This window comes from Alkaliphilus flagellatus (assembly GCF_018919215.1).
GTDB classification, from domain to species: domain Bacteria; phylum Bacillota; class Clostridia; order Peptostreptococcales; family Natronincolaceae; genus Alkaliphilus_B; species Alkaliphilus_B flagellatus.
Genome location: NZ_JAHLQK010000001.1, coordinates 717974 through 731068, shown reverse-complemented (window position 1 = coordinate 731068; position 13095 = coordinate 717974). Strand labels below are relative to the sequence as shown.

General features: G+C 32.4%; 10 protein-coding genes. All 10 read right to left on the bottom strand.

The window, feature by feature from the left end:
- Nucleotides 1-20: 20 nt before the first annotated feature.
- The 10 genes from KQI88_RS03330 to grdC all read right to left on the bottom strand — a co-directional run bounded on the left by KQI88_RS03330 (nt 21) and on the right by grdC (nt 13039).
- A complete protein-coding gene (locus KQI88_RS03330) occupies nt 21-1043 on the bottom strand; it encodes a sugar-binding transcriptional regulator (RefSeq protein ID WP_216414927.1) in 1023 nt (340 codons plus the stop codon).
- A 286-nt stretch (nt 1044-1329) separates the two neighbouring features.
- Nucleotides 1330-2718 (bottom strand): RNA polymerase factor sigma-54, encoded by a 1389-nt coding sequence (gene rpoN / locus KQI88_RS03325; protein WP_216414926.1) that lies wholly within the window; start codon nt 2716-2718, stop codon nt 1330-1332.
- Between the two features lie 142 nt (nt 2719-2860).
- Nucleotides 2861-3808: an ABC transporter permease gene (locus KQI88_RS03320; RefSeq protein ID WP_216414925.1), complete on the bottom strand. Its 948-nt coding sequence runs from the start codon at nt 3806-3808 to the stop codon at nt 2861-2863.
- Nucleotides 3808-4917 (bottom strand): ABC transporter permease, encoded by a 1110-nt coding sequence (locus KQI88_RS03315; RefSeq protein WP_216414924.1) that lies wholly within the window; start codon nt 4915-4917, stop codon nt 3808-3810. Before KQI88_RS03315 ends, KQI88_RS03320 begins: the two co-directional genes overlap by 1 nt.
- On the bottom strand, nt 4910-6445 hold the full coding sequence (locus KQI88_RS03310; protein WP_216414923.1) for an ABC transporter ATP-binding protein: 1536 nt from the start codon (nt 6443-6445) through the stop codon (nt 4910-4912). Before KQI88_RS03310 ends, KQI88_RS03315 begins: the two co-directional genes overlap by 8 nt.
- Nucleotides 6446-6462: 17 nt before the next feature.
- Nucleotides 6463-7191 (bottom strand): radical SAM protein, encoded by a 729-nt coding sequence (locus KQI88_RS03305; protein ID WP_216414922.1) that lies wholly within the window; start codon nt 7189-7191, stop codon nt 6463-6465.
- A gap of 2 nt (nt 7192-7193) precedes the next feature.
- On the bottom strand, nt 7194-8711 hold the full coding sequence (locus KQI88_RS03300) for a YjjI family glycine radical enzyme (RefSeq protein WP_216414921.1): 1518 nt from the start codon (nt 8709-8711) through the stop codon (nt 7194-7196).
- Between the two features lie 236 nt (nt 8712-8947).
- Nucleotides 8948-10036, bottom strand: a complete 1089-nt coding sequence (locus KQI88_RS03295) for a BMP family lipoprotein (protein ID WP_216414920.1) — start codon at nt 10034-10036, stop codon at nt 8948-8950.
- A 257-nt stretch (nt 10037-10293) separates the two neighbouring features.
- A complete protein-coding gene (gene grdD, locus KQI88_RS03290; protein WP_216414919.1) occupies nt 10294-11484 on the bottom strand; it encodes a glycine/sarcosine/betaine reductase complex component C subunit alpha in 1191 nt (396 codons plus the stop codon).
- 13 nt (nt 11485-11497) lie between these two features.
- Nucleotides 11498-13039, bottom strand: coding sequence for a glycine/sarcosine/betaine reductase complex component C subunit beta (grdC, locus tag KQI88_RS03285; protein ID WP_216414918.1), 1542 nt, complete (start codon nt 13037-13039; stop codon nt 11498-11500).
- Between the last annotated feature and the right edge of the window lie 56 nt (nt 13040-13095).

Here is a 13095-nt window from a genome sequence, read left to right as displayed (position 1 = left end):
TAAAACCTCCCATATTTTATTTAAAATTTTTCTAATATCATTGTTGCAGCAGCCTCATCAGTTACCAGTATCATAGACTTTTTTAAACTTGTAATTGCTAATATTGCCTCAGCTTTATTTCGTCCACCAGCCACTCCTATTGTGTTGGGAACTCGCTGGAAGTCTTCAAGATCAATGCCTATTGTCTTTGTCTCGTGTACAATATTACCTTCTTGATTAAAATAATAGCCAAATGCTTCAGATACTGCATTTGATTCTGCTAGTTTTTCAACTATATCCTTTTGAAGTTCGCGTCTTCTCGCCATTGTATCTGCTCTTCCTATACCAAATACCAACAAATCTACAGATTTTATAGTTTTAATGACTCTTTCAATTTCACGGTCTTGTAAAAGTATTTCCATAGTTTGGTTACTTAATGTATCAGAAGCATGTAATAATTCGTAACTTCCATTTAATCTACTAGCTATTTCAGCCGCTATAGTATTTGCCTGAGTTTCGACTTGTTTTCCAAGACCACCTCTAGCAGGAACTATGTTTATATTTTGCTTTTTTGTATGCTGTGTTATTCCCTTAGCAACAGCGGCCATAGTAGTACCACCAGTAATACCTACTTTTGTATTACTAGTTGCAAGCTTTTCAATTAACTTTGCAGTTGCTTTTCCTAGATCACTTAATACAAATTCATCTTCTTCCACATTGCCTGGAACAACTATAACTTTACTTATTCCTAACTTATTTTTTAGCCTATCTTGAATTTCTCCAATTCCGCGCATAGAGTAAATAAAGTCCTTTAGCTCTTCCGCTACAATCTTGCCTTCGTCTGTAATTGTCATACCTGCGGCATCTACATCTACTAACCCTTGATTTTTCAGAACATCTACTTCTGTTCTTATTATCCGTTCACCTATAGAAAGTTTATTTGCTAAATTCCTTCTACCTACTGGCTGCATCAAATATATATTTCGAAGAATATTATATCTTTTCTCTAATATTGGAAAAATTTCTGGTACAATTTTTTTTTGAAGATTAATGATATTCTTCATGATCCACCTTCTTTCACCTCGGGACGTTTTTAGTCCCCCGAAGACTTATTGTGTCCCTGTTTGGTTATATTATACAATATTTTAAAAATACAATCAACTATATGTAGAATAAAAGTTGTATAAAATTAAAAAAATATTACCTACCAATTTTCTACTTCTTTTAAAAATGTCCAATGTTAATAAACTTATACTCTAGTAAGCAATAAAAAGGTCTAGAATAATCAAGCAATCCCTATAATATTAGGATTGCTTAATTATTCTAGACCTATTTCTAAATCAATAATTTTTAATACCTTTTTCTCTTTGAAGATGCTAATATACCCATCTCATCTCTATACTTTGCTACAGTTCTTCTTGATATATTTATACCTTTAATCTTCAATTTATTAACTACTTTATCATCACTTAAAGGCTTTTTAGGATCTTCTTCATTAATTATATCTTGTATAAAACTCTTTATACTTTCTGATGAAATGCCTATACCTTCATTTCCCTCTACTCCACTAGAAAAGAAATATTTTAATTCGAATATACCAAGTGGAGTTTCGATATACTTACCATTGGTAGCCCTACTAACTGTAGACTCATGAACTTCGATTTCATCCGCAATTTCTTTTAGTGTCATAGGTCTTAAATATTTTTTCCCCTTTTCAAAAAAGGCCATCTGTTTTTTTATTATTACTTCTGCAACCTTATAAATAGTTTGCTTTCTTTGCTCAATACTTTTAATTAGCCAAGCTGCAGAATTAAATTGCTCATTTAAAAATTTTACAACATCAGAATTTTCATCACTAGAAGTCATCATTCTTTTATAATCCTCACGAATGGTTAGTCGTGGTCCGTTGTAATCATTAGTTAATATTGTGTACTCGTTTCCTATTTTTTTAACTACAATATCAGGAGTAATATATCTATTTTGATTGGGTGTAAATCTTCTACCTGGTTTTGGCTCTAAGGTTTTTATAAAATCGCAATATTGCTGAATTTGGCCAATACTAACTCCTAATTTCTTAGCAATGTAAGGATATTTATTAGAAGCAATTTCAGGAAGATAGTCTGCAATAAGTTTATAAATTTTTTCATCTTTTATTTCTAAAGAGCGTAATTGAAGTAATAAACATTCCTCAAGAGTCCTTGCTCCTACACCTGGAGGATCAAAAGTTTGGATTATTTGCAAAATACTTTCGACTATATGTTTTTCTTCTTTAAAATAGTCAGCAATTTCTTCAACAGTAGCCATCAAATATCCTCTATCATCTAGACTATTTATTATATACTCTCCTATTACGAAATATTTTCTATCTAATAAAGTTAGATGATATTGAAATAACAGATACTCCTGTAGTGTAGATTCTCTTGAAACAATATTTTCATAGTTAAATTCATTTTCTTCATTATAATAACTACCTCTTGTATATTCGTAGTTGTTGAAGTCTTCAATATATTCCTTCCAATTAATTTCTTTAATTTTATCTTCTTCAGTTTTTTTATCTGATATATCCTGTCTTTCTTTCTCAACATTCGCTTCTAATACAGGGTTTTTTTCTAATTGCTCATTAATATATTTCTCCAGCTCTAAGGAATTAAATTGTAAAATTTGAATAGCCTGTTGCAATTGTGGAGTCATAATCAATTTCTGGGATTGCTCTAGTTGTAAGTTAAAACCCATTCTCATATAGATCACCCTTCTTCAAACTTCGTATAGTGCCATTATACCATTTAACCTGAATTTAATAAAGTATTTACGTAATTTTCTTTGGATTGGCATAAAGATTGCATAATAAAAAGTCCCTACTAAGGGACTTTTTATTCTTCGTTTATCTTTCACCTTTATCATAGGCTTTACCTGCTGCTTTTGGTCCAACAGATTGTCTACTGAATATTACAAGAGCTACAATTGTCAATAGATAAGGAAGGGCAAAGAAAAATTCGTTTGGTAATTTTCGTAGAAATGAAAAACTATTAGAATATATACTAAATATTCTAGAAAAACCAAAAAACAAACCTGCACCCAGAAGTCCAGCTGGTTTCCATCTACCAAATACTAATGCCGCAAGTGCTATAAACCCTGTACCACTAATACTCATAACAGTATACTGTGTATCTTGAGTTAATACCAGTATTCCTCCACCAAGTCCTGCTAAAGCTCCCGATACAATAACACCGATATATCTCATCTTCTTTACACTAACTCCCATACTGTCTACCGCATGTGGATGCTCTCCTGTTGCTCTTAGCCTTAAACCAAATGGAGTCTTGTACAGAATATACCAAGCAGCTAATACTAAAATAAACGCAAGATATACTGTAGGATAAATATTAGTAAAGAAAATATCTCCTATTACTGGTATATCACTTAATACTGGATAGGTAGTTTTTCTAAAACTTCCACTAAATGTTTGTGTTCTTTGTTGTCCAAATATTATCTGTGCTAAGTATATCGTCACGCCTGTAGCTAGTAAATTAATTGCTGTTCCAGATATTATTTGGTCTGCATTTAAATTTATACTTAAATATGCATGTATAACTGATATCAAAGCTGCAAAAGTCATACCTGCAATAAGAGCTAACCAAGGTGCAAATGGTACTGATCCATGTAAAAAAACAAGTGCTGTAGCTGCTCCAAAACCACCAAACATCATTAATCCTTCAAGAGCAATATTAACTATACCGCTTCGTTCAGAAAACAATCCACCTAAGGAGGTTATAACAATTGGAGTAGAAAAAATAAGTGTTAATACTAACATTGAGTAAATAGTTTCCATTATTTTTCAACCTCCTTAACTTTGACCTTTTCTAATGCCATTTTTATGCCATTTCGCATAGCTATAAAAATAACTATAGAAGCTATAATTATAATTGCAATATCTCTAGGAATTCTGTTTATTTGCATAATAGGTTGTGCGGCTTTAAGTGCTCCAAATAGTAACCCACCTAATACTGAACCAAAGGCTGTACTTCCACCAATTAATGCTACAGCTATACCATCAAAACCATAGTTTTCAAAACTACCTAAAACACGCCCATATCCAAATGTTCCTGATACTAAAATTGCTCCTGCAAGACCTGAAAAAGCACCTGCTATAGCCATAGATAAAGCCGCATTTCTTTCAACTTTCATTCCAGCGTAACGAGAAGCAAATGGATTGTATCCAACTGACTTTAATTCATATCCAAATGTTGTTTTCTCTATAATAAACCAAAAAGCTAGAACTGCTAAAATGACAACTATAAATCCATAATGAAGCCTTGAATTATTAGTGAGACCAGCTAAAAGATCACTTTTTAAAAGACTAGCTGCCGGAAGATCAACTGTTCTAGTACTTGTACTACCTGGAAGACTTCTAATAAAATAGTTTGTAGTATAAAGTCCTACATAGTTTAGCATAATAGTTACAACAACCTCACTAACATTAAATTTAGCTTTTAATATACCCGGAATAAAGCCCCATAAAGCTCCTGCTAAAGCTCCTGATATTATAACAGCTGGCAAAAGTATTGACTTTGGTAAATTAACAGTTAAAGCAACATAAGTTGCCATAAAAGCACCAAGCATTACTTGCCCTTCAGCACCTATATTAAATAAACCTGTTCTAAATGCAAAGGCTACAGATAAGCCAGTTAGTATTAAAGGCATTACATATACAAAATATTCACCTATATATCTGGCATTGAAAATTTCTTTATTTGTTCCAATATTATTTACATTGATTCCAGTAATTGCTCTTACAAGTGAAATAAATAGATCCTTAGGATTTAAACCAGTAAATAGCATGATTAAAGAACCAACTAAAAAACCAAGTAAAATAGCAATTATAGGAATAATGAAACCATGATTTTTTTTATTCGCTATAAAATTTTTAATCTTATTCATCGGAAATAGTGCCTCCTTTTTTAGAACCGGCCATCATTAAGCCAAGCTGATTTTCATCAGTATCATTAGTATTTACAATACCAACAATTTCACCTTCATATATAACTGCTATTTTATCAGAAAGATTTAAAACTTCTTCCATTTCAAGAGACATTAAAAGCACGGCTTTACCTTTATCTCTTTCCTGTACTAAACGATTATGAATATATTCAATAGCTCCTACATCAAGCCCACGAGTTGGTTGAGCAGCAATTAAAAGTTCTGGAGAACGTTCAACCTCTCTTGCAATAATAGCCTTTTGCTGATTTCCTCCAGACATACCTCTAGTTTCAGATAAACTTCCTTTACCACTTCGTACATCAAACTCTTCAATAAGAGTATCAGAATACTTTCTAATCTCGTTAAAATTTAAGATTCCGTTTTTCGAAAATGGCTCCATAAAATATTTTTGTAGAACCATATTTTCTTCTAATTTAAAATCTAATACTAGTCCATATTTTTGGCGGTCCTCTGGTATATGTCCTATTCCCTTTAATGTTCTATTTCTAGTGCTTTCATTTTCAATAGGCTCACCATTAAGTAAAATAGAACCGCTTTCGATTTTTCTAAGTCCTGTTATAGCTTCTATTAACTCAGATTGTCCATTTCCATCTATACCTGCAACACAAAGTATTTCACCTGCATGTACTTTTAAGTTTAAGTTTTTAACAGCATCGAGCTTACGATTATTCTTTACAGTTAAATTTTTAATTTCTAAAACTACATCTTTAGGCTTAGCTGAAGTTTTTTCAACCTCAAAGCTAACTTCTCTACCAACCATCATTTCTGCCATTTGCTCTTCAGTAGTATTTGCAACATCAACAGTTCCAATATATTTACCTCTACGAAGAACTGTACAGCGATTTGCAACTTCTTTAATTTCTTTTAACTTATGTGTAATTAAAATAATTGTCTTACCTTCTTTTATTAATTCTTTCATTATTTTCATTAGTTCTCTAATCTCTTGTGGTGTTAAAACAGCTGTAGGCTCATCGAAAATTAAAATTTCAGCATTTCTATACAGCATCTTTAAAATCTCAACTCTTTGTTGCATTCCTACTGTTATATCTTCAATTTTTGCATTAGGATCAACCATTAAGCCATATTTATCACTAAGTTTTTTTACTTTTTCTGTTGCTTTTTTTATATCCACTCTTCCAAAAGATTTTTTAGGCTCCATTCCAAGAATAATATTTTCTGTTACTGTAAAGTTTTCAACAAGTTTAAAGTGCTGATGCACCATACCTATACCATATTCATTAGCTATATTCGGATCACTTATTAAAACTTCTTTTTCATTTACTTTAATAGTACCTTCGTCTGGCTGATAAAGACCAAACAAAATACTCATTAAGGTTGATTTTCCTGCCCCATTTTCACCTAGAAGTGCATGAATCTCGCCTTTATCAACACATAATGTAACGTTATCATTAGCTTTAATACCGGGGAATTTTTTTGTTATCCCTAACATCTCAATCGCATATGCCATAGTCCTTCTCCTATCCTTTATAATATTGTAACAATGTTTTTTACACCTATAGATTTTGCTAGTCTTTCAAGTTCTATCATCTTTTCTTTAGAAGGCACAGAGTCTTTTACAGCTTTAATTTGATCCTTTGTTAATCCTCTATAATGGACTCTTATTAATTTGTATATTACATCTCCATATTCTTTAATATGCTTTGATACTTCCCTTATTGTCCCTTCAAGATCAATATAATCCTCAATACAAACTGTTCTAACTTCTTCAATTTTATTTAAGCTTAGCAAATATTCTAAGTTATCAAAACTATGTTCTATGCTTTTTCTAGTTACTCTTTCTAAATTATTAATTCCTTTAATATCAAAAAGAAATTTGTCAGTTACTTCAATAAGATTTATTATTTTTTCTCTATTGAAAATTCCATTAGTATCTACATAACAAGTAAGCCCAAGCTTTTTAACTTCTTTAAATAGATCTACTAAAAATGAACTATATAAAGTAGCTTCTCCACCAGAAACAGTAATGCCCCTTATATATGGAGCATACTGTTTAATTACATCTAAAAGTTGTTCTACTGTATATTTAGTCTCTTCTGTTTCTTCACAAGGCAGCTTTATTGTTTCTGGATTATGGCAGTAAATACAATTTAAATTGCAGCCTTGTACAAAAATAGTCGTTCTATTTCCACTACCATCTACATTAGCAAATGGAATAATATCCTTTACCGGAAGAGTGTTTCTATTAATATCCATTTTTAATCCCTTGTCCTTCTGCTAAATACGTGGGCATTGTCGTCTGTACCCATTCCTAACATCGCTGTATTTCTAAGAACTATTTCTTCTCTTCTCGCCTTTTCAACTTCGCTACGCTTTACTAAATAACCCGTAACTCTTATTAAATCTGAGTTTTGTAGATAAGTTGTAATATAACGATATCCTTTATTAAATGCTCCTTCAATTATATCCAAAACTGCATCTAGATTATTAAGATATGTTTGATCGAATGCAAATAAATCTCCTGTTCCTGATGGGAAGTATTTATGAAATTGCGCTGATTGTGTTAAATGAAGTGGTAATATTGGTTCATCGCCTACGGGAATCCTATGTGCAGGTGTATTTTCTTTATCTGAATTATCTAAACTAGCACCTACTTGAGCATGGAATAAATAACGATTATTAGTTCTTTCACAATATACGGCTTCATGATTATTCACTATTTTTTCTATAGCTGTTAATATTTCATGAGCAATTTCATCTCCATATTCCGATTGTCCAAACCTTTCATCTTTATCTTCAAGCTTTAATACATGGTTAACAGCTTCTGCTAGTCCAACAATAGCCGGCATTGCTGTAAAATTATCTTTTTTGATAAAGCCTTCTTCTACTAAGAATGAGGTTTCAAAGAAATTCGACTCTTCAACAATGAATTTTATTCTTTTATCTATCATAGAGAGCATGTGATTGGTTAAATTAGGTAAAGCTTCATTAATTAGTTCTTCCTTTGATGAACAGGATTTAGCAATTGTTCCTAATCTTAACCTTAATAGAGTATATGCACCTCCAGCCATAGGAAGGGCGTTATAACAACTTGCGATTCCATGTTCACCAACATCTTTAATATAATAATCATCATTAGAGAATGATGGTTTAGAAGCAACTAAGCATGCTTTTGCTGCAAGCTTTGCAAATTCTCTATTAGTAATATTTTTATTATATTTAATTGTCATGTTAGGAGTAGGATTTTGTAATTCAATTACCGCTTTTAAAATCAATTCGCCTGCCTTACTTGCCTTAGGTCCTATATTAGCATGACAAAATGAATCAGGAATAGTCTTATCTATATGATTTAAAAATCGTTTGATTTTTATATAATCTTCGTCTTCATTTGTTATAAACGGATCTATTAATTGATCTAATTCACCTATAAAAACAGGAAAACTTGTTATTGATGGAACGTTACTATATAAAATTAAAAGTCCATCTAATAATTCATCTATATCAGTTGGAGGATTTAAATCTAAAAACTTACATCCCTCTTTAATAAAAACAGAATAATCTGGAACAATATATCTTGGTCTATAAACTCCATATCCTTCGTTTAAATCACATATCATATTGTTTTCTATTACTTCCATTTCTTCACTTGTATAATTCAATAATTCTATTGGATCGACAAGTCTCTCTGCAATATTTGCTAAATTATGATGTTTTTGTTGATAGGTTAAGCCTTTGCTTTTTATAGTATCTAGTATTTCACTTTGTTTTGCTCTCATAATTAACACCTCATATTTTTAAAATAAATACTATACTAATGAACAAAGGCTTCTATTAAAATTTTTAAGTCAAAGAAGCCTTTGCTAGATATACTTTATGAAAATCATATTCATATAATTTGTACTTTCCTACGTGCTACGTTATTAAGTAAAAAACCAAGACTATAAAATCTTGGTTTTTTATAGTTATTATATGAAATTTAAGCCTATAATACAACTATAGAATCATTAAATTTTTATTTTTGTAATCTTGATGGTACAGGTGATACTTCAATTTCACCAGAAATAATTTTAGGTATAAAATCATTTGCTTTTTTTACAATTTCATCAGATAGATTTGGATTGTTTTCCGGTAATCCAACTCCCTCATTTTCTAAATTGAAAGTAAGAACTTCTCCACCTGGGAACTTGCCATCTAAAGTAAGTTTTGCAATGTCATAAGCAGCAACATCAACACGTTTAATCATTGATGTTAATACAGCTGATTTATCACCTTCATATATACCATCTTCATATTGATCTCTGTCAACACCTATAGCCCATACGTCTTGCCCTTTTACTCTTCTATCTTGAGCCTCTTTAATTAATCCATTACCAGTACCACCAGCTGCATGATAAATAACGTATGCACCTTGATCGTACATTTTAGCTGCTAATGCTTGACCAGTTTGGGCATTATCAAATGCCCCTGCATATTCAACTAAAACTTTCATATTAGGGTCTATTGCCCAAACACCCGCTTCATATCCAGCTTCAAATTTTTGTATAGATTCATAATCCATACCACCGATATAACCAACAGTATCTTTGCCCGCTTCTTTAGCTTTTAGCGCTGCAGCTACTCCTACTAGAAAAGAACCTTCGTGTTCTGCAAAAAGAGCACTAGCTACATTATCGGCCTCTACTTTTGCATCAAGAATTAAGAAGTTTCTGTCAGGAAAATTTGCTGATACTTGCTTCATTGCGTCTTCAAATAAGAATCCAGGTGCAACTATTAAATCTGCTCCTTCATCTCCAAAAGCTGATAGATTTGGTATATAATCTGCATCTTCTTCAGATTGAAGGAAGTTCTTATCTGTTCCAAATTCGTTAGCAAATTTTTCAATACCTTCCCATGTACCTTGGTTGAATGATTTATCATCAATTCCACCAATATCAGTTACAAGGCCTACAAAGAAATCACCTGCATCGGCTTGCTGATTGTCTGTACCTTCTGGAGTTTCTGAAGATACTCCGTCATTTGACTTACCTCCACCACATGCTGTTAATACTAATGACATCATTAAAACAAGAACCAATAATACCGCTAATGATCTTTTTTTCACTTTTTAATATCCTCCCTTTTAAACATTTTTAACTATTTTGTACAATAGTCAGATTTTAAACCATAATTTATATTTCTATAAATATTATAATATACACAATATATAAATGCAATACACTATATGAGCTGGCAAAATAAAGCTTTACTCATATATATAACAAAACCTCCTAAATATAATTAAAACAATTAATTTTTATATAATCATATTTTAGGAGGTTATAATTCAAACTATTATTTATTCACTTTTTAATAAGTTTCTTAACAAGGATCTGCCTCTTTTGCAATGAACCCTACTTCTACCAATGCTTTCATAGCTTCCTTCATTTTTCCTTCATTAACCATTACTATAGGTCCAGTACAACCCATTCCACTTTCTGCATAAATACCTTTTTTCCAAAGTGCCTTAACAGCATCCTCCAAATCCATAATATCAATACCCGAAATAGATCCTGTAACTACTTCAGTAGGTGGTGCTACTGCTTCTTCACCTTCGGATTCCTTAGATTTTTTATTGTCTTTTGTTAGTGCTTTTAGTATATCATCTAGTTTTGCTTTTTTAGCTGCTGCAAATTCTGCCTTTGCAACTTCCTTTAGGTTACCTTGTACTAACTGGGCAGCGTATTCAATAGCACCAGCTACTACAGGTACTCCAGAGGCTCTAGATAATATTAGTATTGTTCTATCATAACCTTCGCCAATACCAGGACCATATCCATAACCTAAGGCTTCATAATCTCCACCTGTTGCAAAGGATGAGAAAACTTTCATAAAGATATTTCCTGTAAGTGTATCTTGAATCATTACATCAGGTGTTCCTGCTAAAAGATCATTACCCCTCATTACAGCACCACCATCAGATCTCATCGATTCAACAAAATTAACCTTATATCCATTTGAATCCAGTTCCTTTAGAGCTCTTTCAACTTGTCTTGCACCATCTACATTTAAAATCCCTACTGTTGGATTTTTGATTCCCGATGCTTTAGCAGCGATAATTCCATACAAAGCATTTTTAACCATAGCCTCTACTCTATGGGGAGATGAGGTTCCAGTAGTTGTAGCTATAAACATTTCTCTTCCCTTAGCTGGTGTAATAACCTTTCCTACAGTTGACACACCTATAGGGAAGTTGTAATGCATTGTAACACAAGAACGAATTTCGCCACTGTCTAAAAGCTCTTCCATCTTTTTATGGGCTTCCTCTTCAGTATTTGCCTCAACTACTTTAAGGTTTGTATCTACTTTAGGTCCAATCAATATAATTTCATATTCTTGACCATTTTTAGCTGCCATTTCGGCGCCTTTAACTATGTTATCTACTCCATGCTCACTACCTAATGTAGTAATACCTACTTTCACTTTGCTACCAAACTGTCCCGTTTCTATTGCATCAGCTATATCATTAAATACTTTACCGATCATTTCTTTTATAATTTTGTTATCACTCATTATAAATCACCCCTTATTTCCCTAATAAGTGTGATGCAAACTCTCTCATTGCTTCAGCTATCATAGATTTTACTTCTGTTTCTGAAACTCTACCAGTTTGTGTTTCTTTAGCTCCTGTATTCTTCTCCATAATAATGGATACGCCATCAAATTGATTTGTCATTCTACCAAGGAATAAACTTCCTTTACCTACGATCATAGCTCTTTCAATTTCATTATTACTGAAAGCTTCAATAGCATGACCAATATATGGAACACCTGACGGTATATGCCCTTGAGTAGGTGCCCATCCCGGCATACCATGATCATGTCCAAATGTAGCCACATCTTTTCTTTCAAGTTCATTTCTCTTAACTCCAAGAGCCGCTATCATCTTGTAGTTTGCCTCTGGAACGTCTCCTGCTCCAGCTGGTTTTGTAACATCTGGATTTTGCATTTCAACAGAATATTTGTTAACATCTGTTATTTTTAATCCACCCCTATCTAATGGTGCAGTAATTAATGATGTAATAACTGCCTGAGGTGAAGACCCAGTGCCTACTGTATGTCTACCTACTAAATCTGTTCTAAGAATAGGATTGATACCATCATTTTTACTTACTAGAGTAGCAAACCCACCTAGAACATCTTCAAGTATAGGAATCTCTTTTTTCACATGATCCTTACCATTCATTCCAAGCTTTGCTGTTGCTCCTCCTGCTACAATAACAACATTCTCATAAACTCCAGATTGCACAAGGGCAGCAGCTTGAATTAAAGCATGAGTTGGCGCAGCACAGAAACCTCTAGTGTCTGACCCAGTTGCATTAATAGCTCCAACCATTTCGGCTATAGCCTTAGCAAAGTTTCCTCCACCTCTTTGGTTCATATCTCCGCAAGCTTCTTCGGAGCATTCGATAACATAATCAATTGAAGCTGGATCTATATTGTTTTTATTTATAAGATGCATAAAGGCTAAAGCTCCAGAAGCCTTTACAACCAAATTTTCAAAAATAACATGTGCATTCAAATTTACGTCTACTTCATGAGCTCTTTTAATACAACCTACTACTTCTTCATTGTTATAAAGAGGTTCAGCATGTTGCTCATTAATATATTTGTTAATATCATCCATTTCATCGCCATCTTTTAACTTAGCAACCATTTGCTCAGTTATTAAAGGATGCTTGTTTAACTTTTCCTTAACCATACTTGTAAAAGATTTATTTAGTTTTACTAAATCAAATACATCGGATATTTTCATAAGAGCGATAAATTCATCTTGAGGCATTATCTCACCTAACTTACCTTCTCTCGTTGCCCCTTCTACTTGTTTGTTATACCAAGGAGTTTCATAGTTGTTTAATTCTTCAGGTTTCATTGATCCGATATAAACTTGGTTAGGAGGATAGGTTACAACCTCTTCAAAACTACGTAAATGCTTAGGGACTTGCTTTAAATATTCAGAATTTGGATTTACTGATTTTTCAATCGTTTGTGTAGTACCATTGTGAAGAATCATGTCTGGTGTATGTACTAGAACATAACCAGCAGCCTTTGCTACAGCATATGACATAATAGACACCTCCAAGGAATTTTTTAATCTATTATAGATATACTAAATACATTTTT